Genomic DNA, 23,835 nt, shown 5'->3' with positions numbered 1-23,835 from the left:
GGAAGGAGTGACCGTGTCGGCAGACGTCGATGCCTTCGAGGATGATCGCCGGGCCGTCGAGGCGATCCACGAGAGCCGGGGCCGGATTGAGCGCGAGCTGGGCAAGGTGATCGTCGGCCAGCGCGAGGCGACTCACCAGTTGCTCATCTGCCTCTTCTGCGGCGGCCATTGCCTGATCACCGGCGCTCCGGGGCTGGCCAAGACCCTGCTGGTGCGCACCATCGCCCAGGTCTTCCACCTGAAGTTCCAGCGCATCCAGTTCACGCCCGACCTGATGCCGGCCGACATCACCGGCACCGAGATCCTGGAGGAGACCGGCGACGGCCGCCGCCGGATGCAGTTCGTGCGCGGGCCGATCTTCGCCAACGTGATTCTCGCCGACGAGATCAACCGCACCCCTCCCAAGACCCAGGCCGCGCTGCTGGAGGCGATGCAGGAGCACCAGGTCACCGCCGCCGGGGTGCGGTATCCGCTGGAGGAGCCGTTCTTCGTCCTCGCCACCCAGAACCCGATCGAGATGGAGGGGACCTATCCCCTGCCCGAGGCCCAGCTCGACCGTTTCCTGTTCAACGTCGTTGTCGACTACCTGCCCGAGGATGACGAGGTGGCGGTGGTCCGGCAGACCACCTCGAAGACCCCCGAGCCGATCGAGGCCATCTTCGACGGCCCCGATGTGCTCCGCTTTCACGAGGTCGTCCGCAAGGTTCCCTGCGCCGAGGATCTCGTCCGCTTCGCCGTTCGGCTCTCCGCCGCCAGCCGGCCCGGGGAGGGGGCGCCCGGGTTCGTCAATGAGTGGGTGAGCTGGGGGGCCGGCCTCCGAGCCGCGCAGTCTCTGGTGCTGGGGGCGAAGGCCCGAGCCCTGCTGGCCGGCCGCTACCACGTTTCCCCGGAGGACATCCGGGCGCTGGCCAAGCCGGCGCTTCGGCACCGCATCCTGCTTGGCTACCGGGCGGAGGCCGACGGCGTGTCGGTCGACGCCGTCATCGACCGCTTGCTGGAACACGTCAAGGGCCCCAAGTCGTGACACCACCGCTCGACCGCCTCCGATCGCCCGAGGCCGGCTCCCCCCGGGGCCCGGCCGCGGCGATCGACCCCAGGGCGCTCATGCGGATCGACAGCCTCCAGCTGCGTGCCCGGGTGGTGGTCGAGGGGTTCATCACCGGCCTGCACCGCAGCCCCTTCCACGGGTTCTCCGTCGAGTTCAGCGAGTACCGCCAGTACTCCCCGGGAGACGACCCCCGCTACCTCGACTGGCGGCTCTATGCCCGATCCGACCGCTACTACATCAAGCGGTTCGAGGACGAGACCAACCTCCGCTGCTCGATCGTCCTTGACATGAGCCGGTCGATGTCCTTCGGCTCCGGCCCGGTCTCGAAGGCCGACTACGCGCGCACCGCCGCGGCGACGCTCGCCTACTTCCTCACGCTTCAGCGCGACGCGGTCGGCCTCGTCACCTTTGAAGACCGCGTGGTCGACATGCTTCCTCCCCGGCACCGGCCGGGACAGTTGCGCCGGATGCTGGCGATGCTGGAACGGGCCCCGACCGGCCGAGCGACCGACCTGGCCGGACCGCTCGACGAGCTGGCCGCCACGCTCCGGCGCCGGGGGCTGATCCTGCTGCTGTCCGACCTGCTGGCGCCGATCGACCTGCTCCGCACCCGGCTCGGCTCGCTGGTCGCCCGGGGGCACGACGTCGTCGTCTTCCGGGTACTCGACCCGGCCGAGCTCTCCTTCCCGTTCGAGTCGCCGGCCATGTTCCGGGACGTCGAGTCGGGCCGGGAGCTGTACATCGACCCCGGCGCCGCCCGCGACGAGTACCGCTCCCGGTTCGCCGAGCACGCCGCCGGCATCGAGCGCGCCTGCGCCGATCTCGGCCTGGAATTCAGCCTGCTGACCACCGACCGGCCGCTCGACGGGGTGCTCTTCGACTTCCTCAAGGCCCGGGAGGCCCGAGGCCGCCTCCCGGGGCGTCGACGACCGGCCGGGCCAGGAGGCGGCCGATGAGCTTCCTGACACCCCTCTACCTGCTCGGCGCGCTGGCCGTCGCGGCTCCGATCGTCGTTCACCTGATCCGGCGCTCGCCGAAAGGCGAGGTGCTCTTCAGCTCGCTGATGTTCCTGTCGCCGACGCCGCCGAAGATCACCCGCCGCAGCCGACTGGAGAACTGGCCGCTGCTGCTGCTCCGGGCCCTCGCCCTGATCCTGCTCGCCCTCGCCTTCGGCCGCCCGTTCCTGAGAAAAGAGGCCCGCCTCGAGGCCAGCGAGGCCGGCGAGCGCCGCATCGTCGTCCTCCTCGACACCAGCGCCAGCATGCGACGAGGCGACCTCTGGGAACGCGCCAAAGGCCTGGCCGACGCCGCGATCGCCGACGCCCGCCCCGGCGACCGCCTCGCCCTGCTCGCCTTCGACGAGGAGACGACCCCGGTGATGAGCCTCGACGAGTCGGACACGCTCGATCCCCGCCGCCGGCTCGCCGTGGCCCGCGCCCGGCTCGCCGACCTCTCCCCGTCGTGGCGGTCGACCGACCTCGGCCAGGCGCTGCTCGACGCCGTCGCCGCCGTTCAGGATACCTCGGACGACGAGGAGGAGCCCCCCGTTCCCCGCCTCATCATCCTCGTCAGCGACCTCCAGCGCGGGGCGAGCCTCGACGCGCTGGGCGACTTCGAGTGGCCCTCCGACGTCGTCGTGGAGTTGAAGTCCGTCGCCGATCCCTCCGGCAACGCGAGCCTGCAACGCCTGGCCGAGCCCCCCGAGCCCGGCCCCGGGGCAAAGGGGGGGAGCGGGGCCGATGTCCTTCGCGTCCGGGTCTCGAACGAGGCCAGCTCGGCGGTCGAGCGGTTCCGCCTCCGCTGGGCAGGAGGGGGCGGGGCGCCGATCGACGTCTCCGTGCCCCCGGGAGAGAGCCGGGTCGTCCGCGTCGAGCCCCCCGAGGGCGGCTCGGGAGGCGCCCTCGTGCTCGAAGGGGACGCCCACCCCTTCGACAACACCCTTTCCATCGCCGATCCCCCCCGGGTGGAAGAGACGGTGCTTTACGTTGGCGACGATGCCACCGACGATCCCCGGGGCCTGCGCTACTACGTCGACCGCGTCTTCGACGACCTGCCTCGTCGGAGCGTCCGGGTGCGGGGCGTCGGCCCGGGAGAGACGCTGGCGATCGAGGCGGAGGCGTCGGTGCCCCTGATTATCCTCGAAGGGGAGCCGGACGCGGAGCGCGTGGACCGGCTCGCTCGATTCGCGAGGGACGGCGGGACGATCCTGGCCGTGCTCACCGGCGAGGGGCGGCCCAGGGCGGTCGAGGCGATCGTGGGGACCGACCTCGGCGAGGTGGCCGATGCCGTCGCCGATCCCGACGTGATGCTCGGCCAGATCGACTTCGGTCACCCGCTCTTCTCTCCGCTGTCGGCGCCGCAGTACAACGACTTCACCTCCGTCCGGTTCTGGAACTATCGGAGGCTCGACGAGGAGGTTCTCGGCGACGCCCGAGTCGTGTCCCGGTTCGAGGGGGGCGACCCCGCCGTCGTCGAGTGGCCGGTCGGGCGGGGCCGGGTCGTCCTGTTCGCGGCCGGCTGGGCGCCGGGAGACGGGCAGCTTGCGCGATCGTCGAAGTTCGTTCCGCTGATGGCCGCGCTGCTCGATCTCGGCGGCGACGACCGGTTCGACGCGACGTCGCTGATCGTCGGCGATCCCGTTCCCCTCCCTGAGGGGGAGGGGGATCGGGCCGTTCGCACGCCGGCAGGCGCGGTCGTTGCGCTGGCCGACCAGGCCGACTGGTTTGAGGGAACCGACGCCCCCGGGCTGTACGCGATCGAATCGTCGGGAGGATCGGCGCCGTTCGCGGTCAATCTCGACCCAAGCGAGAGCCGGACGGACCCGATCGAGCTGGCCGCGCTGGAGCAGCTCGGGGTTCGCTCGGCCGGAAGGGAGGCCGACCCGGCGGCCGAGGCCGAGCAGCTCCGGCAGTTGATGAACGCCGAGCTGGAGGGGCGCCAGAAGCTCTGGCGGTGGGGGATCGTGGCCGCGATCGGGATCCTGATCGTCGAGACCTGGCTGGCGGGGCGCCTTGCCCGGCGCCGGCCGGCCCGAGCGGAGGCGATGGCGACATGAGCGGCGAACTGCGAGAAGCCCTCGGCGAGGTCGCCCGGCGCGTCCGGAGCGTCCGACTCTGGGCTGCCCTGGCGGCCTGCTGGCTGGCCTGGATGCTGCTGGGCGTGGGCCTGGCGACGCTGGCCGGACTGGGCGTCGCGATGCCGACCGGCTGGCGGCTCGCCCTGCCATTCGTCTCCCTGGCCGCGGCGAGCGGGCTGCTCGTGGCGGCGGCGGTCTACCGATCGGTCCGAGACCCGAGGCGGATCGCCCGCCGGATCGAGCGCCGCTTTCCGGAGCTGGCCACCGGGCTGATCGTCGCGGTGGAGGATGGCTCGGACCCCAAGGCCATCCGCAGCGGGTTCTTGCACCAGGAGGTCGTCCGAGGAGTGCTGGCGCACCGGGGTTCGCACGACTGGGAGGCGTCGGTTCCCTCCTGGTCGATCTGGGCCTCGGAGCTCTGCCACGCCGCCACGCTCGGCGGTCTGATCGTGGTTGCCCTGTTCCTCGCCCTTCGGGGAGGCCCCCCCGGCCCGGAAGGCTCGGCCTCGGCGGCCGACGCGGGGAGGATCGCCTCGGGGCTGGTGGTTGAGCCCGGCGACACGGAGATCGAACGCGGCACCTCGCTGCTGGTCGTTGCCCGATTCAACGACGCCGTCCCCGGAGAGGCGGAACTGGTGCTCGAGGGCGAGGGGCTCCCCTCGGCCGACTCCCGAAGGGCGATGGCCCGCAGCCTCGAGGACCCGACCTTCGCCGCCCGGGTCGACCGGGTGGAAACCGACCTCTCCTACCGGATCGCCTTCGCCGGCCGGTCGAGCGAGACGTACCGGGTCCGGGTGTTCGACTTTCCGCAAGTGCTTCGCATCGACGCCGACCTCGATTTTCCCGACTACACCGGCCTCGATCCCAAAACCGTCGAGGACATCCGCCATGTCACGGCGATCGAGGGGACCGGGCTGGGGCTCCGCGTCCGGCTGAACAAGGAGGTCGCCTCGGCTCGGCTGGTCGACGGCGAGGAGATCATCGACCTCACCCCGGTTGGTGACGGCAGCGGCACCTACTCGGCGAGCCTCACGCTGGCCGACCCCCGGCGGTACCGCATCGAGCTGGTCGACACCGAGGGCCGATCGAACAAGGAGCCGACCGAGTTGGCGGTCAACGTCACGCGCAACCGGCCCCCCGATCTGCGGATCGCCCGGCCGGCTCGAGATGTGCGCGTCTCTCCGATTGAGGAGCTGGAGCTGGCGGCCAGCATCGAGGACGACTTCGGCATCGTCCGGCATGGCGTCACCGTGATGCTCGCCGGGGAGGAGCCAACGGAGCTGGTCCTGGGAGAGCCGGGGACCGGGGTCAAGCAGGCCGAGGCCGGGCACCTGATCGCCTTCGAGTCCCTGGACGTCGAGCCGGACGAGCTGGCCTCCTACCACTTCTGGGCCGAGGACGTCGGCCCCGACGGCAGCCCTCGCCGAACATTCGGCGATCTGTTCTTCGCCGAGATCCGCCCGTTCGAGGAGATCTTTCGCCAGGGCGAGCCGCCCTCCGGCGGCCCGCAACACCAGGGCCAGGGCCCGCAAGGGGGCGCCGGGCAGCAGGCGATGGAGCTGGCCGAGCTTCAGAAGCAGATCATCAACGCCACCTGGTCGCTGCTCCGCCGCGAGTCTCCCCGATCGGCCCCCTCCGAGGCGTTCGGGACCGACGTGGAGGTGGTCCTCAGCTCGCAGCGATCGGCCGTCGAGCAGGCCGGCGCCCTTTCGGGAGAGTTGCAGGATCCCGAGTCGATCGCGGCGCTGGAGCAGGCGATCGGCTTCATGAACGAGGCCGTCGATCGGCTCTCGGAGGCGAAGGAGGGAGCCGACGCCGGGCCGCTCGACGCGGCGATCTCAAGCGAACAGGCGGCCTATCAGGCCCTGCTCCGGCTCCGAGACCGTGAGTTCCAGGTCGTCCGAGGCCAGCCCGGCCAGGCCGGAGGCGGCGGAGGGGCCGGCGGGCCGTCGCAGCGGCAGCTCCAGCAACTGGAGCTGTCCAACGACGAGAACCGCTACGAGCAGCGCAGCTCGGCCGAGCAGGCAATCGCCGAGCAGTCCCAGGCCGACCGGGAACTCCGACAGGTGCTCAATCGCCTTCGAGAGCTGGCCCGCCGCCAGGAGGACCTGAACGACCGCGTCCAGGAGCTTCAGTCCGCCCTCGAGGCCGCCGAGTCGGAGGAAGAACGCGAGGAGATCGAGCGTCAGCTCAAGCGCCTCCGGGAGCAACAGCAACAACTCCTCCGAGACGCCGACGAGCTGCGCGAACGCATGGAGCGCGAGGAGAATCGCGACCGCCTGGCCGACGCTCGCCAGCAGGTCGAGCAGTCTCGCGAACACCTCAGAAGGGCCAGCGAGGCCCTCGAGGAAGGTCGTCTCTCCCAGGCGATCACCGAGGGGACCCGAGCCGGCCGACAGCTCGACGAGCTGGGCGAGCAGCTCCGCCGTCGGACCTCCGAGCGCTTCGCCGAGGATCTTCAGCAGATGCGCGAGCAGGCCCGACAGCTCGCCGAGGAGCAGCGGCAACTGACCGAGCGGCTCGCCGAGGGAGAGGCCGGCGCCCGCCGATCGCTCCGGGACGGGGCCGAGGACGACGCTCCGGAGCGTCGGCTCGAAGGCCAGCGTGATCGGCTCGATCAGCTCCTCGATCGGATGCGGCAGACCGTCCAGGACGCGGAAGAGGACGAGCCCCTGCTGGCCGAGGAACTGTTCGAGGCCGTCCGCCGCGCCGACGACCAGGCGATCGGCGAGGCGATCGACGCCGCCCAGCAACTTGCCGGCCTCGGCATCAACGAGGAGGCCGCCCGAGCTTCGGAAGCCGCGGCTGAGGGGCTCGATCAGCTCCGGGAGGGGGTCGAACGCGCCGCCGACCGCGTCCTCGGCGACGACACGACCGCCCTTCGCCTCGCCCGGAACGAGCTGGACGACCTCGCCGAGCAGGTCGGTCGCGAGATCGACCGCGCACTCGGTCGAGAGCGAGGCGAGCAGAGCGGGGCCGCCGAGCCGTCACCCTCCGGTCAGCCGGGCGAGGGTGCGTCTCCCGAGGGGGATCGCCCCGGCGCGGGTCGGGCTCCGGGGCTCGATCGCCAGGGAGAGCCCGGCCGTCGAGCCGAACGAGGGCAACCGGGTGGTCGTCCGGGAGAACCTTCCGAGGGCGAGCAGGCCGACCCGGGGCCCCGATCGGCTCAGCGATCGCAGGACCAGGACCAGCCCGGCGAGGGGCGGCCCGGCGAGGGACAGCCGGGCGCGGGTCAGCCGGGTGAAAATCAGCCGGGCGAGGGGCAGCAGGCCGGCGAGCAGCAAGGCCAGGGCCAGCAAGGCTCCCGAGGCCAGGGTCAGGAGGGCCAGCAGGGCGGCCCAGGGGGGCAAAGAGGCGGCCAGGGCGGCTTGCGCGGCGAACCGACCGGTGACCGCCCTGCCGAGGGTGGGGGCGGCGGATCGGGAGGGCTGGATGACCTGCTTGACGGCTTCCGGATCGGCGGCCGGAGCGGCCCCGGCGGCCCGATCGTCGGCGACGGCTTCCGGGAGTGGTCCGACCGGATGCGGGACGTCGAGGAGCTGCTTGACGACCCCGAGCTGAGCGCCGAGGCCGCCCGCATCCGAGACCGGGTCCGGGGCGCCCGAGAGGAGTTCCGCCGCCACGCGAGGGAGCCCGACTGGGAGAAGCTCCAGGACCTCGTCGCCGAGCCGATCCGGGAGCTGCGCGACCGAGTGGCCGAGGAGCTTCGCCGCCTCGAGTCCCCCGATGACCTTGTACCGATCGACCGGGACCCCGTCCCCCCCCGGTTCGCCGAGGGGGTCCGCCGCTACTTCGAGCGTCTGGGGAGCGGCGAATGATGCCGACGATCGTCTGGGGATCGCCGGGCTGGTGGCTCGCGGCGACAGGGCTGTTCGTCGCCTCGACGCTCGTGGTCCTGTGGGGTTACGGCCGGGCTCAGGCCGGGCTGCCGGTGCGTCTGGTGGGGGCGGCGCTTAAGGGGGCCGCCTTCGCGGCACTGGCGCTCTGCCTGGTCGAGCCGCTGCTCAGCGGCACCCGGCCCCGCCCGGGCGCGAACGCCTTCGCGATCCTGGTCGACAACAGCGGAAGCCTCACCATCCGAGATCGGGGAGACGACCGTTCTCGAGGAGACCGCCTGCGCGAGCTGCTCGTCGGCGAGTCGGAGTGGCGGACGCGGCTCGGCCAGGACTTCGACGTCCGTTGCTACGCCTTCGACTCGCACCTTCGAGCCGTCGACGGCTTCGAGGCCCTCGCCTTCGACGGCACCGGCTCCGCGGTCGGTCCCGCCCTCTCGGCCCTGTCCCGACGGTTCCGCGGCCTTCCCCTGGCCGGCGTGCTGCTGGTGACCGACGGCATCCGGACCGACCCCGGCATGCCCGACCTCGACGGCCTGCCTCCGGTCTTCCCGCTCCTGCCCCGGTCGCGCGGGGTGGGCCGGGATGTGGGGGTGGTCGCCGTTTCGGTCAGCCAGACGAACTTCGACGCCGCCCCGGTGATCGTCCGAGCCGACGTCTCGGCCACCGGGTTGAACTGGCGGGAGCCCGTGGTCGCCGTCCTGCTCGACGAGGCCGGCCGCGAGGTCGCCCGGCAGGAGGGGAGGCCCAAGGCCGACGGCCTCCCCGTTTCGTTCCGCTTCCAGTTCCGCCCCGACCGGGCCGGAGTCTCCTTCTACTCGGTCAAGGCGTTCGGCGCCTCGGAGGAGGAGGCGATTCTGTCAGGGGAAGAGGAGGGAACCTCCGAGTCGTTCGAGCAGACGCTCGAGAATAACGTCCGGTCGGTCGTCGTCGACCGCGGCGGCGGCCCGTTCCGCGTGCTGTACGCGAGCGGCCGGCCGAACTGGGAGTACAAGTTCCTCCGCCGGGCGCTGGAGGAGGACGAGCAGGTTGACCTCGTCGGCCTGCTCCGGATCGCCCGCCGCCAGGCCCGGTTCGACTTCCAGGCGAAGGGGAGCCGCTCGGCCAGCCCGCTTTACGACGGCTTCGACAACCCGGACGACGAGACGGCCGAGCGTTACGACGAGGCGGTGCTCGTCCGCTTGAACGTCGCCGACGAGTTCGAGCTCCGGGACGGCTTCCCCCAGGCCGCCGACGACCTGTACCGCTATCACGCCGTGATCATCGACGACCTGGAGGCCGACTTCTTCACCGCGGATCAACGCGCCTTGATCCGCGATTTTGTCAGCGTCCGGGGAGGCGGCCTGCTCATGCTCGGCGGCCCGGACACCTTCGCCGCCGGGGGCTACGACCGCACTCCGGTCGGCGATCTGCTGCCGGTCTACCTCGACCGCGTTCCGCAGGGCCCGGCGCCATCGGGCGAGTACCGCCTGGTGCTCACAAGGGAGGGATGGCTGCAGCCCTGGGTTCGGACCCGAACGACCGAGGAGGACGAGCGCCAGAGGCTGGCCTCCATGCCGCCGTTCCACACCCTCAGCCGGGTGGGGGGGCTGAAGCCGGGGGCGGTTGTGCTGGCGCAGGTCTCCGACCCGAGCGGAGCGCCGTCCCCGGCGCTGGTCGCCCAGCAGTTCGGCCGGGGGCGCGTGGCGGCCCTGACCGTCGGCGATCTCTGGCGCTGGGGCCTCCGCCGGAAGGATCCGAGCGAAGACGACTTCGACCGCGCCTGGCGGCAAACGGTGCGATGGCTGGTGGCCGACGTGCCCGAGCGTGTCGAGCTCGACGCCCAGCCGGAGCCCGGCGGTTCTCCGGCCGTCCGCCTGACCGCCCGCGTCCGGGACCCGGAGTTCCGGCCCCTGGACGACGCGAAGGTCACCCTGAGCGTGACCACCCCCGACGGCTCGACCTTGGCTCTTGATGCCGAGCCCGACGACCGCGAGCCGGGAACTTATACGACCACATACGCCACCCGGCAGCCCGGCCCGCACCGCTTTGTCGCCTCGGCCGTCGCCCCGGACGGCAGCCCGCTGGGCGATCGCGAGGCCGGCTGGGCCGCCCAGCCGGCGGCCGACGAGTTCTCCCGGCTCGACCCCGATCTCGCCTTCGCCGAGGACCTGGCCAACCGAACCGGCGGAGAGGTGGTCGATCCCAACCGGCTCGATGCCTTCGTCGCCGGCCTCTCCCGACGATCGGCCCCGATCACCGAGCCGTGGACCTCTCCCCTGTGGCACCGGCCGCTTTACTTCCTCGCCGCCGCCGCCTGCCTCGTTCTGGAATGGGGGCTCCGGCGCATCAACGGACTCGCTTGAGTACCGACCGATGATCCCCCCTGCTCTGCTGGCCTTCTCCCTGGGAATCGCACTCGGCCCGGCTCCGGCCGACGACGAGCCGACGCGCCCCGACGTGCTCGTCGTCGTCGGCGCCCCGGGTTCCCCCGAGTACGGCGAGCAGTTCCGCTCCTGGGCCGACCGCTGGGCCGAGGCCGCCTCGGCCGGAGGGGCCGGGTCCTCCCGAATCGGCGACGACGAGCCGGGAGCGGTGCCCGACCGCGACCGATTGCGCGAGGCGCTGGATGCCGCCTCCGCGTCGGGGAGCGGCCCCCTCTGGCTCGTTTTTATCGGTCACGGTACCTATGACGGCCGAGCGGCCAAATTCAACCTCCGAGGTCCCGATGTGACCGCCGCCGAGCTGGCCGAATGGCTCGGAGCGGTGTCCCGTCCGCTCGCGGTGATCAACTGCTCTTCGTCGAGCGGGCCGTTCATCAATGCGCTGTCTGGGGAGGACCGCGTGGTGATCACCGCCACTCGGAGCGGCGACGAGCAGAACTTCTCCCGCTTCGGCGGGCCGCTCTCCGAGGCGATCGCCGATCCGGACGCCGATCTCGACAAGGACGAGCAGGTGTCCCTGCTCGAAGCGTTTCTCACCGCCTCCGGCCGCGTGGCCGAGTTCTACCGCACCGACGCGAGGCTCGCCACCGAACACGCCCTGCTCGACGACAACGGCGACGGCCGGGGCACTCCCGCCGACTGGTTTCGAGGGGTCCGCGCCACCAGGCGAGCCGCCGACGGCGCCGCCGCCGACGGCATCCGCGCCCACCAGTTCCACCTCATCCCCAGCGACCGCGAGCGCTCCATGCCCGACGCCTCCCGGGCCCGCCGGGATGCGATCGAGGAGGAGCTGGCGGCCTTGCGGGACCAGAAGGAAACGCTCGGGGAGGAGGCGTACTACGCCCGGATCGAGCCGCTCCTGATCGAGCTGGCTCGCCTCTATGCGTCGCTGGAGGCCGGGGAGGGACTCGGATCGGGGAGCGAGGCCCCAGGAACGAAGGGGACCGCGTCGGGGACCGATCGGGATCAAGGGCCAGGGGGCGGAGCCTCCGAGACGCCCTCGGAACGAGACGGGGAGGAACCGATCCCGTGATCGAGGCGGGGTTCCCTCTCGAGGCCGTCGGCCCGATCGCCCCCGACCGTTCCTGGCATCCCGGGAAGAGGACGGCCGGAGGCCGGAGCAGCGGAGCCGGACGGGGAGAGCGACTCGGGGATCAGAGCGTCCGGTAGGTTTGCGACGGCCGGACGAACTCCACGCCGGGGACGGCCCGGATGTGATCGATCCGGGAGGGGTCGATCGTGCCGGTGATCATGCCGAGCATCTCCTGCACGCCCCCCTCGGGGACGGCCATGCCAACGGCCCGGAGGCGGTCGGCGACCTGCTCGACATGGCCTCGGGTCCCCCGGCTGCAGAGCACGACGATCTCTTGCTCGGCTCCGGGAGCCGGCCCAGACGGAGGGCCGGACGACGGGCCGCCGCGATCAGGAGCGGGGGAGTGTCCGATCGGGTTCGGGCCGGTCGTCGGACTGCCGTAGGTCCGGACCCTGGGGATCGGGGAGGCGTCGGGCCCGGCCTTGGGAGCGGCGGCGGAGGACTTGCCCCGATCGTCGTCGTCGTGCTCGGTGCGAGCCGAGCCGTACCTCCGGATGCGACTGGCCATCGAGCAGCCCCTCCGTCCCGTCCGATCCCGGGCCTCGACTTCGACCGTCGAGCGGGACGGGGGATGATCTCCCCCGATCCAGTCTAGGGCGAAGGGAGCCGGGTCGTCCACTCCCTTCGAGGGATCAGGAGAGCGGCGCCTGGACGAGGCCGTCGCCGGCGTCCAGGCGGCCGAGACGCAGGCGTCGGGTCGTGCCGAGCAGCAGGTCCCAGAGCGGTCGGCCGCCGACCCCGTTGTTCAGCTCGGAATAGAGCGCGGCCACGCCGACGACGTGGGGGGCGGCCATGCTCGTACCGGGCAACCGTCGGAAGCGGACGGGGTCCGGGTAGCTGGAGAAGATGTCGAGTCCGGGGGCGACCAGGTCGACCTCGCCTCCCCGGGGGCCGAGTCCTCGGTTGGAGAAGCTGCCGATGTTGAGCCGGGCGTCGACGGCGCCGACGGCGAGGATCGTCGTGCTGTTGGCCGGGCGGGCGACCGGGAGGATGATCGACGGGCGGTTGCTGTCGTTCCCCGCGGCGGCCACAAGTAGGGTGCCGGCGTCCATCGACCGGCGGCCGACCTCCTCGTAGAGCGGATCCGGAGGAGCGGCGCCGACCTGGAGCCCCAGCGACAGGTTCGCGACCTGGCAGCGGCTGGCGATCGCCCAGTTGATGCCGGCCAGGATGTTCGCATCGGGCGCCCCGCCGTTGGCGGGGAAGACCTTGCCGACGAACAGCTCCGCCCCGGGGGCCACGCCGTAGGGCCGAGGACCGCAGGCGGTGCCGGCGACGTGAGTGCCGTGTCCTCGAACGTCCTGGACCGTCGGCTCGCCGGCCACGAACGATCGGGAGTTGATGCGACGTCCCGAGAAATCAGGGTGGGTCGGATCAATCCCCGTGTCGAGGATCGCCACGCGGACTCCGTTCCCCGAGAACCGGGTCAGCGGGGTCCCATCGGGCCGGAGGACCCGGATGGCCTGCAGGCCCCAGGTCGCGTGGTCGGTGTCCCGATAGGAAGCGGCCTGAGGCTCGGCCGCCTCGGCGGGCTCCTCCGCCTCGGGTGGGAGGGGCAGATCGGGGGCCTCTCTCCGGGAGAGGAGGTCGATCAACGCGGAGAGGGAGTCTCGGTAGCCTCGGAGGTAGTCGATCGAGACGGGGCCGCCAACGTCGGGCAGGAGGGGAAGGTCGGCCTCGATGAACAGAAAGCGCTCGGGGACGACCAGCTCCACCGGGCTGTCTCCCCCCGCCACGGACGACAGGGCTCGGAGCCGGCCGGGGTCCCCTTGATAGACCGAGACGCCCAGCTCTCGGAAATGGATGCCATCGGCCCCTTCGACGTCGCCGAAGTCGACCGCGCCGTCCTCGAAGTCGGCCGAGTTGGCGACGTCGCTCAGACCGACGGCGTCGGCGATTCGGTTCAGACCCTCCTCGGAGGTCGGGTCGCGGTGCACAACGACGAACCGTCCCGTCGTGTACGGGCCCGGACCGACCGGGTCGGCCTCGGAGGTCTCGGGGGCGGAGATCGGCCCCAGAGCGTCGGATCGCGGGGCATTGGACTTCTTCGATGAGTCTCTGCGCCGGGCGGCCATGATGAAACTCCCGGGAGAAGGTCGATCGGTGTCAGCTCAGGGGGGATTGGCCGTCGGATCGCCTCCGGTCAGGAGGCGCTCCCGTCGGCCCTCAGGTCGACGCGGTCGCCGCCTCGGCGGACGGTGTAGAGCCGAACCTCGTCGCCGGCCTTGCCGCCGACCTTCTCGATCACATCCCCGACCTGGAGGCCGGGATTATCCTTCCTGGCCTCGAGCGTCTGGCCGTTCCGCTCGATCCTCACGGTGCTGGCACCAAGACTCTCCGAGATGCGGTCTCCCTCCTGGAGCTGAACGGCGCTGGCGCCCGGATCGCTCGGGGAGGGCTCCGAGGAGGCCGCTCCTGGCTGCTGGACCTCGACGATGATCCGGATGGTCACCTCCTGGTTCCCCCCCGGCGCCGGGGTCCCCTCCGAGCCCCCCCCGCCGATGGCGCCGCCGATGTCCCGAATCAACCGGATGATGGAGATCACGTCTCCCACGCCGATGAACTGCGGGTTCGCTCCGCCGTAACTGGCGCCCTGGTAGCCGCCAAACGTCGTCGGGACCAAGACGTAAGAGGAGGCGATCGGGTAAGAGGAGGCGGCTGCCGCTCCCAGCGCCGAGGTAGCGGACTGCGCGCTGGCCAAGCCCGCCTGCGCGCTCGATCCCCCGACCATCGGCACCATCGCCACCGGGGCCGCCATCGGCGCCGTCAGGACCATCGGGCTGGTCGCCATGATCGGGGAGGCGATGGACATCGAATGGGTCGAGACGTAGGGGACGGCCTGGGGGACGAAGGTCGACACTCCCATCGAGGGAGCGATCGCCATCGTCGGGGTAACGGCGACGATCGAGGTCGAGACGCTCGGGACCCCCAGGCTGCCAAGCTTGTGATGCATCGAGTACTTGGTGAAGCCCAGCCCGAGATTCGCCCGGGCGGTCCCCGGTCCGACGAGCAGGACGCAGGCCGAAAGAAGCAGCGCGGGGCCAAGGCTCGCTCGCGGAGGAATCATCGCAACACCATCCTCTGGCAAGGGGTTGGAGAGGATCGGAGCCTCCCGGAGAGCGACGGGGCAACGCCCGAGATGTCCTCAACGAGCGGCGGACGACGGAGCGTGAGTCGAGTTCGGGCGTCCCTTCGCGTCTGTTCCAAATTAAACCCAGTCTATCACACAACTCGACGGGTTCAGTGAATCTCTTTGCGCAATTTGCCGCTGGTCCTTCCGTTGTGCAATCCCCGCAACTCGGAAATACACCCTGGATTCCTGGTTGAACGGGCGGGGAGCGGCTGAGGTTGGATCGTCCCGCCGGGGAAACGACGAGGGGGGAGGGGCGGTCGATTCCGCCCCTCCCCCCATCGGGAGGCCATGCGTCCGCTCCCTTCCGGCCCGGCCGGGTCAGGGGGCATGCTTGCCGAAAAGGTGTCGGTGCGGGGGGGGATCCTGGGGGGAGGGGACTGCCGGAGGAGGAGGGCAATACTCCTGGGGAGGGGGAGCCGCGGTGGGGATCGCATACTGCTGGGGAGGCGAGGGGATCGGCGCGGCCGAGGTCGTGGAGAAGGTCGCCAGTCCTCCCCCGGCGTTCTGGACCAGGGGGGAGGCGAATTCCGTCTCCTGCACCGTCTCGATCCGGGTCCGTCCGAGGGCCGTCAGCCGTTCGCCGAGCCGGGCGAGGGAGGAGGCGATGAGGCCGGGCCCCCGGACTCGGACCCGGGTTCGGGAGGCGGAGGTGGACAGCGCGACGGTCTGGTTCGTGACCGCCGCGACCCCGGCCGCCGGGGCGGCGGCGGCCGGGGCGGCCGCCATCGCGGGGGCGGCCGGAGCCAGCACGGCGGGCGATGCGGTCATCATTGGCACCGCCATCATCGGCATGGTCATCATGGGCATGGGAGCGGTCGTCATCGGTATCATCCCCGCGCCGGAGGCCGGGACCTGGGCCGGCGGGAGGAAGAAGTTCGCTGACATCGGCGCCGACACCTGGGGAGCGTAGCCGACGGCGGGCACCATCCCCATCTGGGGCATGGTCATCGGCACCGCCATCTGCGGCACGAAGGCCGGCACGGCCTGGGTCATTGCCGGGGGGGCCTGCGGGATGGCGACGGGAGGGGCCGCCTGGGGGACCGTCGAGAGCTTCGGGGGCGCCGAGGGCGGGGCCTGCATCTGTTGAGCGGAGGGAGATGCCGTCGGGGAGTGACCGGCGGGGACCACCTCGCCGTCTTGCCCTGGGGCCTCCGCTTCCACGACGATGCCGAGGCCATCCGTTGGGCGGGGGGCCGCCTGACCTGTCGGCAGGCCGAGGGCCGGAGCCGCGCCGAGGGCCACGGCCGACGCCCCGGCGAGCATGCGTTCCAGGATCTGATTCATCGGTCGATCGTCCCGTCCTTGGGTTCGAGTCCGGGGACGCCGTCCTCCGGTCGTCATCGGGCCCGGGCCAGCCATCGGAATTCCCTGGAGAAGCCGCGGAGCATCGCCTGGAGCCGCTCCTTCTGGGAGGCGGACAGCGGCTCCTGGTAGCTCTGGGGGAGCCTCAGATCGAGCCCGGCGGCGTACAGCTCCGAGGCGAGCTGGCGGGACATCGGCCCGAAGACGGCCTGGTCCCAGAGCTGCCGCACCTGGGGATCCTGAGGCACAACGGCGTCGATCCGCCGCATCAGCTCGGCCGTCAGGTCGGCGAAGGTGGAATAGAGGTCCACGCGGAAGGCGACCTCGTCCAGGATCTCCGCCACTCGCTCCGTCACCATGCCGCCGAGCGGCCCCGCCCCGCCGCCGAGGACCACCCGGGCCGTCGGCGAGGCGCTGGCGATCCCCGTCCCCCAGGCCGCCATCGGCATCGCCGAGCCCGACGCCGCCGGCGGCTCTCCCACCTCGACGGTCACGTCATCGGGCCCCAGGATCGTCCCTTCCCGGGCCACCACGAGGCCGAAGCGGTAGATCCCCGCCTCGGTCGGGACGAACGAATAGTAGGGGCCCTCCTGGGACGTTTCCCTGATCGGAGGGCCGGCCATCTGGAACCACCGGAAGGCCAGGCCCGGCCCCGGACCGCTCCGGGAACCATTGAGCGTGATCCGACGGCCCACCAACCCGATTTGATCGTCCCCGGCATCGGCCCTCGGGCCCGGGGCCGGGGCCGGCGAGGCGGGCGGCACCCCATCGGGCTCCTCGGGGAGGGCTGGCATCGGGATTGGGGCCTCGGCGGTCGCATCGGTCGCCAAGGACGGTCGGATCGGGATCACCACGCGGGCCTGCTGTGATCGGCCCTGGGAGTCGGCCACGACCAGTCGGAGCACGATCTCGTCGGCCCCGGCCGGGACCGTGAGTTGGACCTTGGGGGCGTCTGGGTCGTTCAAGACGACCGGGGGACCGGCGATCTGCTCCCAGCGATAGGTCGTCCCCGGGACCGGCTCGCCGTCGATTCCGACGGAGATCCGGGAGCCGGCGGCCGGCGTTCCCTCGTATCGGATGACCGTCTCGGCCTCGACCGGCGCCGAGGAGGGGACCCCGGCCCCCGATGGCTGGCGGGCCTCGGGAACCTGCCCGGGCGGCCGGGCGAACGCCGGGGGGGGCGACAGGGCCGGGGCCGTCGCTCCCAGGGCGAACACGGCGACGGCTCGGAGGGCCCTCGACGATCGAGTTCGGCAGAGGTTCGTCCTCATCTCGGGCCCTCCGGATTCGGGGGGGTGGTCCGCTCTCTCCTCGGGAGGGGGCTACCTTGCCAAATTTATCGTCGGGTCCGGAGACTCGGATTGAACGAATCTGGCCGATCGATCGGGTCGACGGGGGGCTCGCTTGCGTTTCAAGGCGACGCGGGGAGCGCCGTCGGGGAGCGGCTCAGTCTCGGGTCGCGGTCGTTCCGCTGGCGGCCTCCGCCGAGCTCGCCTTCGAGCCGCCCCGGGAGACGATGCGGAGCAACTCGGCCTCGAGGCGGTCGATCGCCGCGTCGAGGCTCCAGCGCTGCTCGACATCCCGACGAGCGAGGGCGCCGTCCCGGGAGGAGCGTTCGAGGTCGTCCGCGTAGGAGAGCAGGGCCTTCCCCATCGGCTCGGGGTCGGGGTCGAGCAGGAGGGTCCCGTTCACCCCGTCCCGGAGCGACTCCCGGATCCCCCCCTCGGCGACGGCGACGACCGGGGTGCCGCAGGCGTTGGCCTCCAGCGGGGCGTAGCCGAACGGCTCGAGCCGGGGAGCGTAGACCATTGCCGAGGCCCGGCCGAGCAAGTCGACCAGCTCCTCGTGCGCCACGCCCACCCTCGGTCGGAAATCGACTCCCAGGGAGGACGCCAGAGCGGTCAGCTCGTCGACGAATTGTGATTTGGCGATGTTCCCAATCCAGAACAAGGGGGGCCGACGAGTCGGCTCAATCGTGCCGATGGCCCGGATGGCGATGTCGGGGCGCTTCGCCGGGTGGAGGCCCCCCAGGCCGATGATGAACCGCTCCTTCGGCGTCCCAAGCGGCCGGAAGGCGGCGGTGTCGATGCCGAGGTAGCAGATGCGGGCCTCCAGGTCGTAGGAGCGGGCGACGCTCTCTCGGCTGAAGAGGGAATTCACCAGGATGGTGTCGAAGGCCTTCGCGTTGGCACGCTCGACCAGACCGCGATGGCGGAAGGCGCGCAGGCGGTTGTAGTCGTACACGGCCATCGCGATCGCCAGGTCGATCCTCCGGTTTTTGGGAGGGTTGGGGACCGCCAGCCAGCACGGGCGACGGCCGTCCTCCGAGGGGAAGCGCGCCTCGTAGAGGTCTCGGTTCGGCTCCTGGAGGTAGAGAACGGAAGGGAGGTCCACGAATCGGCCGATTGATGGGGCGAACTGGGAGAGGCAAGTGCCGGCGAAGAGCAGGTCGAATCCCCCCCGGCGGATCTCCTCGGCGGCCTTCTCCGCCGCCCGGTCGATCTCCCTGGCCTCGGCGAGGGCCTGGCGATAGGGCTCGGTCGTCCATCCCCAGCGTCCCCGACGCGGGACCCGGGGCAGCTCGCACGGCACCACGTGCTCGGGGATCATCCCGGCGAGGGGCAGGTAGGTCGTGTCGGCCGTCGCCGGGCACCACGCCTCGAGCTCGTGCCCCCGGGCGACCAGCCCTCGGACGTGGTCGTGCAGGGCTCGCTTGCCGCCGCCGCTCGGGAGGTTGTGCCAGACGGCGATCCTCAACCTGCGATGCATGCAGTGTCTCCCAAGGGCCTCAGGCCGTCTGGGCCGGGACGCGTTCTCTGGCGCTCCGCAGCTCCTTGAGGTAGCCGAGCGTCCGGGCGGCCTCGATGAAGGACGTCATCCAGGCGTCGTCCTTGCGGCCGGACCGCAATAAACTCTTCGCCCGGTATCGGGCGTAGCGTCGGACCAGATGCGGGGGGAAGCCGAGGACCCTCCTCCCGCCGATCTGCCGGGCGCCGATCCGGATCTGGCTCTGGCCGTCGGCCACGAACCACTCCCACACGAACCGCTCCGACATCCGACGCCGGGGGATGTAGTGCCGCACCCGAGCGGTTCCGACCCAGACGCCGGTATGACCCGAGCGGCGCAGGCGGTTCATCAGATCGTACTCGTCATAGCCGATCAGCGACGTCCCCTTGCGTCCGAGGGAGGGGTCGAACGAGTGGCCCTTGAGGACGTTCGCTCGGAAGGCGAGGTTCGCGCCGAAGGCGGTCTCCCCGGGCGTCATCGGACGCACCTCCGGCCCGTAGTCCAGCACCACGAGCGGCCCGATGAGCATCGGCAGGTGATCTCGCACCCAGGCGGGGGGCTCCTCCTCGTACCAGGGCTCGATCGGGCCGCCGAAGTACGAGGCCTCCGGCCAGCGTCGGGCGGCGGCGGCGACCTCGGCAAGCCAGGAGGGGTCAACCAGCACGTCGTCGTCTGTCCAGAGGATGATCTCTCCTGTGGCGGCGGCCAGGGCGCAGTTCCTCGCGTTGGAGTGCCCCTGCTTCGGCTCGAACAACCTCCGGAGCGGCAGGACGCCCTCGTGGCGGGCGATCACCTCGTCCGTGTGGTCGGAACTGTTGTTGTTAACGACCAGTAGCTCCCACTCCAGGTCGGGGGGAACCGACATCGCGGCCAGTCCTCGGAGGGTCTGGTCGAGCAGATCGGCCCTGTTCCAGGTGCAAATACAAACGCTGATGTCCATAAGAGTCCTCAGTCAACGGAGTGTGGGGGCCGCGCGTCTTGCTCCTCCGAAGGCTGTGCTGCTCGACCGTCGAGTCCAGGCGCGTTCCGGTTGGACGGTCAACCTCGCGAAGGCGACTCGGAAACCGAGTTGTCAGTGCGGGGGCCTCTTGGATCAGAAGGAGGGAACAAGGGGGTCAGGCGGCCCGTTGGCGGCGGGGGGCCGAAGGGGATCCGTCGGAACCCGGTGCTTCGCCAGGACGGTTCGATGGGGCTGGGCGTTTTTAATCGAGGAGGAAGGGATTGGAGGAGTTGGTGTTCGCGATGCGTTCCAAGGGGCCCGAATCCAACCCGGCCGGGCGCTCGCCTCAAGCCACACACTGAGTCGTCGCCCGTTTGAGCCGGCGCAAGAGCTCCCAAAGGACGGGAGGGGTCAGCCCTCGAGCAATCGCTCGAGAACGGCCTCTCAGGGTCCTGGTCGTCGACGGAGGATCGTGGGGGTGCTGGGCGATCAGGATTCTCGCCACGTCCGGCGCGAGTTCCGGGGGAACGTAACGTTGGACGATCTCGCGGGCCTTCAGGACGTCCAGGCCGGTCCGATGAGCGTCTTGCAGTCGATCCGACTCACTCGCTCCGTGGAGTCGAAAGTGTGCCAGGATCGCTGGCTCGTACCAAACCGGGAAGTGGACGGCAATCCGCACCCACATCTCCCAGTCCAGGGCGAACGCCAGATCGGTCCGGAAGCCGCCGAGGGCCTCGTAGGTGGAGCGTCGAACGACGATCGCAGGGCACTGGACCCGCTGCCGGAGGATGAGCCGCTCGAGCCATCCCTCGATGACGCCGGGCGAGGGCCGCTCCAGCGCCTCGATCGCGATCCAGTGGCCGAGCTCGTCGATGAGGCTGAATCGGGTGAAGGCCGCGCCGCAGGAGGGGGCCTCGTGTTCGGCCCGCTCCAGTTGCCGATAGAACCCCTCTGAGATGAGGTCGTCCTGATGTAGGAGATGGATCCATCGGCCTCGGGCCAGTTCGATGCAGCGGTTCCAGTTCCCGGCGAGTCTCAGGTTGGCTTCGTTCCGGTGGAACTCGACCCGATCGGGGGCGAGTTTGCGTACAAGAGCCTCGGTTCGATCGGCTCCGGGGGAGGCGTCCTCGACAACCCCGATCTGCATGCGCTCCGGCCCGGGATCCTGGTCCAGGACGGAGCGCAAGGTGGCTTCGAGAAACGTCGGGTCGGCGTCGTAGCAAGGGATCATCACCGACCAGAGTGGTCGGGGGCCGGGGTCCGGGAGGCAGGAGATGGGAGGTGGGGGCGGGATCATCCGCTCGCCTCCCCGGGGGAGACTCCGACGGGAGCGTCGGCCGGGACGATTGGCTCGTAGTCGGCCAGGCCCTGTCGCACGACGCCGCTCTCTTTGTTGGGGCAGGAGACGCGCACGCCAGCTCGGTCGAGTTGCTCGCGCATGTAGGGGAACGCGTCGAAGACGGTCTTGCCCTCGTGAGGGATCGTGGCGAAGTGGCGCCCTTGCTCGCGTTGGGTCGAGGTTGTCCAGTCGTCCCATCGGCCTCGGAAGCGAGCCATCCGCTCCTCGAAGAAATAGCCTCCGGAGTTGAAGTCCGTGCCGATGAGGTGAATGTGCGCCCCGGGATGCGTCACGGCCAGGTAGTTCAGGGCGCAGGTGAAGCTGGTCCTCAGGTGGAACAGCGGCTGGCCGGGCTCGGTCGCCCACGAGCCGCCGTCGAGCCAGAAATGCCGCTCCACGCGCTCCAGCCGGCTTCGAGGAGGAGGGAGGAAGGGCTCCAGCATCTTCCTCCCGAGGGCATTCCGCCAGGTATACCCGAGCCGAGCCCGAGTATACGTGAGCCTTCGGTCGTGAAAGATGCGGGGTTGGGGGGTGATGATGAAGGTCAGGCCCTCGAGCCGATTCCGCCGGCAGTGGGCGAAAATGTCTCGGAGGACGCGAGGCCCAGGCCAGTGATCCTCGGTGAACCAGACGTGCGTCGGGGTGATGCGAGCGACGTCGTGGAAGAGGATGAACTTGTTCAGGGCCAGCACGCACCGCGATCGGGAGATGGCGGCCCGGTCCGCGTCGGAGAGATCGAGTACAGACCGACCACATCCGAGCAGGAAGACGTCCTCTCGGGTGTTGGCCTCCGGCTTAAGCATTCCCGACCCTCCGTAGCTTCTTCCGGATCGGCAGCTCGCTGTCGTAGACGCGCTTGATGCCGTCCCCCATCGCGGCCTCGATCACCCGGATGTCGCGGACCAGTCGGCTGAAGCCTGAGGGCTCGACCGAGGCGGCCTGGTCGCTGCCCCACATGGCGCGGTCGAGGGTGATGTGCCGCTCGACGACGCAGGCGCCGAGCGTCACCGCCGCCAGGGTGGTCTGCAGACCGACCTCGTGCCCGGAGTAGCCGATCGGGCAGTCGAACTTCGCCTTCAAGACGGGGATGACCCGGAGGTTCAGCTCTTCGGGCTTGCACGGATAGGTGCTGGTGGCGTGGAGGATGATCAGCTTCTCCGGGTTGCAGAGGGAGACGGCGTGCTCGATCTCCTCCATGGTCGACATGCCGGTCGACAGGATGATCGGCTTGCCGGTGGCGACGGTGTGCTTGAACAAAGCGTCGTCGGTTAGGCTGGCCGAGGCCATCTTGTAGCACGGGGGGTCGAACCGCTCGATGAAGTCGACCGAAGGCTCGTCCCAGCAGGAGGCGAACCAGGCGATTCCCTTGTCCTTGCAGTAGCGGTCGATCTCGGCGAACTGGTCCTCGCCGAACTCGACGCGGTAGCGGTACTCCATGTAGGTCATGACGCCCCAGGGCGTCTCGCGGAGGATGTCGCGCTGCTCGGGGGGGACGCACAGTTCGGGAGTGCGCTTCTGGAACTTCACGGCGTCGCAGCCGGCCAGGGCGGCGGCGTCGATGAGCTGCTTGGCGATCTTGACGTCGCCGTTGTGGTTCAGGCCGATCTCGGCGATGACGTAGGCCGGATGGCCCTCACCCACGGGGCGGCCGCCGATCGCGATGGTCCTAGGCATGGTGGGGGGTTCCGTAGCGGTTGAGGATCAGGTCGGCGAGCTCCCGCAAGGCTCCGCGGCCCCCGGGCCGAGAGAGGACAATCCGGGAGGCCTCGATCGCCTCCGGGTAGGCGTCGGCCACGGCCACCGGGCAGCCGACGGCTCCCAGGCAGGGCAGGTCATTGACGTCGTTGCCCAGGTACAGGGCCTCCTCGGGCGAGACGCCCCGAGACTCCAGCCAGCGGAGAAGCACCGGCAGCTTCTCGTCGATCCCCTGGATGCACTCCAGCTTCAACTTGGCGCAGCGGGAGGAGACGATCGGGTGCGACTCCTTGGAGAGGACCAGCATGGGCCAGCCCGCCCGACGGAGACGCTCCAGTCCCAGACCGTCGGAGCGGTCGCAGACGACCGCTTCGCGGCCCTCGTCCAGGACGGTGACGCGGTTGTCGGTGAAGACCCCGTCGAAGTCGAAGACCAGGGCGCCGAGCCGATCGGGCAGCCGAGCCTGCCGGTCGGCCGCCTCTCGGCGGCGGAGCAGGGCGCCGGCGATTTCCAGGTCGGCCGGGTCGTCGATTTCCCAGCGGCGCTCCGCGGGCATCTCGTAGAGCGCCGTCTTGCCGAAGAACCGGTGCTTCGCCGCGCGGAACCCGGGAACCTTCATCGCGTAGACGGCCCCGGCCTCGAGGAACTGCGGCTCGCGTTCCTGCCGGAGCGGGCGACGGGCCTTGTCGTGGTTGATGCCGGTGCCGTCGGGCCGCCAGAGGAAGTAGTGGAAGGGGACGACCGCCAGGGCGGTGTCGGCGCTCTGGCGCTCCAGCGCCTCGATGGTGCCGTCGATGTCCTCCGGGGCCGTCAGCGGCGAGGTGCACTGGAGGAAGGCGAGCAGGTCGGGCTCATACCCCTCGCGGCCGCGGAGGACGTCGAGCGTGTGCAGCAGGGCCGACTCGCTGGAGGCCGAGTCGCCGCTCAGCTCGGCCGGGCGGTCGACCACCTCGGCCCCGAAGCGGAGGGCGACGGCGGCAATCTCCGGGTCGTCGGTCGACACGACGACCCGGCCGACGAGACGGGAGGCCCGCGCCGCCTCGACCGTCCAGCCCAGCAGCGGCTTGCCCGCCACGGGCAGGACGTTCTTGCGCGGGAGGCCCTTGGACCCTCCGCGGGCGGGGATGACGGCGATGATGTCCGACATCGAACGTCCATCAATAAAA

The 23,835-nt window shown here is 70.7% G+C and carries 17 protein-coding genes; 6 read left to right on the top strand and 11 right to left on the bottom strand.

What is annotated here, in order from left to right; genetic code table 11:
- Positions 1-13: 13 nt before the first annotated feature.
- The 6 genes from TsocGM_RS13970 to TsocGM_RS13945 are packed head-to-tail and all read left to right on the top strand — an operon-like array spanning position 14 to position 11,413.
- Positions 14-1,024: an AAA family ATPase gene (locus TsocGM_RS13970; protein ID WP_126726084.1), complete on the top strand. Its 1,011-nt coding sequence runs from the start codon at positions 14-16 to the stop codon at positions 1,022-1,024.
- On the top strand, positions 1,021-2,004 hold the full coding sequence (locus TsocGM_RS13965) for a DUF58 domain-containing protein (RefSeq protein ID WP_233578860.1): 984 nt from the start codon (positions 1,021-1,023) through the stop codon (positions 2,002-2,004). The genes TsocGM_RS13970 and TsocGM_RS13965 overlap by 4 nt, the downstream gene beginning before the upstream one ends.
- A complete protein-coding gene (locus TsocGM_RS13960; protein ID WP_126726083.1) occupies positions 2,001-4,103 on the top strand; it encodes a BatA domain-containing protein in 2,103 nt (700 codons plus the stop codon). The genes TsocGM_RS13965 and TsocGM_RS13960 overlap by 4 nt, the downstream gene beginning before the upstream one ends.
- Positions 4,100-7,942, top strand: coding sequence for a DUF4175 family protein (locus TsocGM_RS13955; protein ID WP_126726082.1), 3,843 nt, complete (start codon positions 4,100-4,102; stop codon positions 7,940-7,942). The genes TsocGM_RS13960 and TsocGM_RS13955 overlap by 4 nt, the downstream gene beginning before the upstream one ends.
- Entirely contained in the window at positions 7,939-10,302 is a 2,364-nt protein-coding gene (locus TsocGM_RS13950) for a glutamine amidotransferase (RefSeq protein WP_126726081.1), read from the top strand. The genes TsocGM_RS13955 and TsocGM_RS13950 overlap by 4 nt, the downstream gene beginning before the upstream one ends.
- A 10-nt stretch (positions 10,303-10,312) precedes the next feature.
- Positions 10,313-11,413, top strand: coding sequence for a hypothetical protein (locus TsocGM_RS13945; protein WP_199756787.1), 1,101 nt, complete (start codon positions 10,313-10,315; stop codon positions 11,411-11,413).
- A gap of 121 nt (positions 11,414-11,534) precedes the next feature.
- Here TsocGM_RS13945 and TsocGM_RS13940 read toward each other — a convergent pair whose 3' ends face one another.
- The 11 genes from TsocGM_RS13940 to TsocGM_RS13895 form a co-directional block, all read right to left on the bottom strand.
- A complete protein-coding gene (locus TsocGM_RS13940; protein ID WP_126726080.1) occupies positions 11,535-11,981 on the bottom strand; it encodes a hypothetical protein in 447 nt (148 codons plus the stop codon).
- Positions 11,982-12,105: 124 nt separating this feature from the next.
- Entirely contained in the window at positions 12,106-13,548 is a 1,443-nt protein-coding gene (locus TsocGM_RS13935) for a S8 family serine peptidase (RefSeq protein WP_126726079.1), read from the bottom strand.
- 68 nt (positions 13,549-13,616) lie between these two features.
- Positions 13,617-14,540 carry a hypothetical protein gene (locus TsocGM_RS13930; protein WP_126726078.1) on the bottom strand — a complete coding sequence of 308 codons (924 nt, stop codon included), beginning with the start codon at positions 14,538-14,540 and terminating at the stop codon, positions 13,617-13,619.
- 384 nt (positions 14,541-14,924) lie between these two features.
- Positions 14,925-15,890, bottom strand: a complete 966-nt coding sequence (locus TsocGM_RS13925) for a hypothetical protein (RefSeq protein WP_126726077.1) — start codon at positions 15,888-15,890, stop codon at positions 14,925-14,927.
- A 53-nt stretch (positions 15,891-15,943) separates the two neighbouring features.
- Positions 15,944-17,179, bottom strand: a complete 1,236-nt coding sequence (locus tag TsocGM_RS13920) for a hypothetical protein (RefSeq protein ID WP_126726076.1) — start codon at positions 17,177-17,179, stop codon at positions 15,944-15,946.
- 175 nt (positions 17,180-17,354) lie between these two features.
- Positions 17,355-18,677, bottom strand: coding sequence for a glycosyltransferase family 4 protein (locus TsocGM_RS13915; RefSeq protein ID WP_126726075.1), 1,323 nt, complete (start codon positions 18,675-18,677; stop codon positions 17,355-17,357).
- Positions 18,678-18,696: 19 nt separating this feature from the next.
- Positions 18,697-19,635, bottom strand: a complete 939-nt coding sequence (locus TsocGM_RS13910; RefSeq protein WP_126726074.1) for a glycosyltransferase — start codon at positions 19,633-19,635, stop codon at positions 18,697-18,699.
- A gap of 346 nt (positions 19,636-19,981) precedes the next feature.
- Positions 19,982-20,932: a glycosyltransferase gene (locus tag TsocGM_RS26040; protein WP_158633555.1), complete on the bottom strand. Its 951-nt coding sequence runs from the start codon at positions 20,930-20,932 to the stop codon at positions 19,982-19,984.
- Positions 20,929-21,777: a hypothetical protein gene (locus tag TsocGM_RS26035; RefSeq protein ID WP_158633554.1), complete on the bottom strand. Its 849-nt coding sequence runs from the start codon at positions 21,775-21,777 to the stop codon at positions 20,929-20,931. Before TsocGM_RS26035 ends, TsocGM_RS26040 begins: the two co-directional genes overlap by 4 nt.
- The gene (locus tag TsocGM_RS13900; RefSeq protein ID WP_126726073.1) at positions 21,770-22,648 is read right to left on the bottom strand and encodes an N-acetylneuraminate synthase family protein; all 879 of its coding nucleotides are present in this window, start codon (positions 22,646-22,648) and stop codon (positions 21,770-21,772) included. The genes TsocGM_RS26035 and TsocGM_RS13900 overlap by 8 nt, the downstream gene beginning before the upstream one ends.
- The gene (locus TsocGM_RS13895; RefSeq protein ID WP_126726072.1) at positions 22,641-23,816 is read right to left on the bottom strand and encodes an acylneuraminate cytidylyltransferase; all 1,176 of its coding nucleotides are present in this window, start codon (positions 23,814-23,816) and stop codon (positions 22,641-22,643) included. The genes TsocGM_RS13900 and TsocGM_RS13895 overlap by 8 nt, the downstream gene beginning before the upstream one ends.
- Between the last annotated feature and the right edge of the window lie 19 nt (positions 23,817-23,835).

Origin of the sequence: Tautonia sociabilis (assembly GCF_003977685.1) — a bacterium.
GTDB classification, from domain to species: domain Bacteria; phylum Planctomycetota; class Planctomycetia; order Isosphaerales; family Isosphaeraceae; genus Tautonia; species Tautonia sociabilis.
This window is presented reverse-complemented; position numbering and strand designations above follow the sequence as displayed.

What these genes read in the sequence shown, in the direction of transcription:
- TsocGM_RS13960 (WP_126726083.1), top strand. Translation starts at nt 2,001, where the DNA reads ATGAGCTTCCTGACACCCCTCTACCTGCTCGGCGCGCTGGCCGTCGCG.
- TsocGM_RS13955 (WP_126726082.1), top strand. Translation starts at nt 4,100, where the DNA reads ATGAGCGGCGAACTGCGAGAAGCCCTCGGCGAGGTCGCCCGGCGCGTC.
- TsocGM_RS13950 (WP_126726081.1), top strand. Translation starts at nt 7,939, where the DNA reads ATGATGCCGACGATCGTCTGGGGATCGCCGGGCTGGTGGCTCGCGGCG.
- TsocGM_RS13945 (WP_199756787.1), top strand. Translation starts at nt 10,313, where the DNA reads ATGATCCCCCCTGCTCTGCTGGCCTTCTCCCTGGGAATCGCACTCGGC.
- TsocGM_RS13940 (WP_126726080.1), bottom strand. Translation starts at nt 11,981, where the DNA reads ATGGCCAGTCGCATCCGGAGGTACGGCTCGGCTCGCACCGAGCACGAC.
- TsocGM_RS13935 (WP_126726079.1), bottom strand. Translation starts at nt 13,548, where the DNA reads ATGGCCGCCCGGCGCAGAGACTCATCGAAGAAGTCCAATGCCCCGCGA.
- TsocGM_RS13930 (WP_126726078.1), bottom strand. Translation starts at nt 14,540, where the DNA reads ATGATTCCTCCGCGAGCGAGCCTTGGCCCCGCGCTGCTTCTTTCGGCC.
- TsocGM_RS13925 (WP_126726077.1), bottom strand. Translation starts at nt 15,890, where the DNA reads ATGAATCAGATCCTGGAACGCATGCTCGCCGGGGCGTCGGCCGTGGCC.
- TsocGM_RS13920 (WP_126726076.1), bottom strand. Translation starts at nt 17,179, where the DNA reads ATGAGGACGAACCTCTGCCGAACTCGATCGTCGAGGGCCCTCCGAGCC.
- TsocGM_RS13915 (WP_126726075.1), bottom strand. Translation starts at nt 18,677, where the DNA reads ATGCATCGCAGGTTGAGGATCGCCGTCTGGCACAACCTCCCGAGCGGC.
- TsocGM_RS13910 (WP_126726074.1), bottom strand. Translation starts at nt 19,635, where the DNA reads ATGGACATCAGCGTTTGTATTTGCACCTGGAACAGGGCCGATCTGCTC.
- TsocGM_RS26040 (WP_158633555.1), bottom strand. Translation starts at nt 20,932, where the DNA reads ATGATCCCGCCCCCACCTCCCATCTCCTGCCTCCCGGACCCCGGCCCC.
- TsocGM_RS26035 (WP_158633554.1), bottom strand. Translation starts at nt 21,777, where the DNA reads ATGCTTAAGCCGGAGGCCAACACCCGAGAGGACGTCTTCCTGCTCGGA.
- TsocGM_RS13900 (WP_126726073.1), bottom strand. Translation starts at nt 22,648, where the DNA reads ATGCCTAGGACCATCGCGATCGGCGGCCGCCCCGTGGGTGAGGGCCAT.
- TsocGM_RS13895 (WP_126726072.1), bottom strand. Translation starts at nt 23,816, where the DNA reads ATGTCGGACATCATCGCCGTCATCCCCGCCCGCGGAGGGTCCAAGGGC.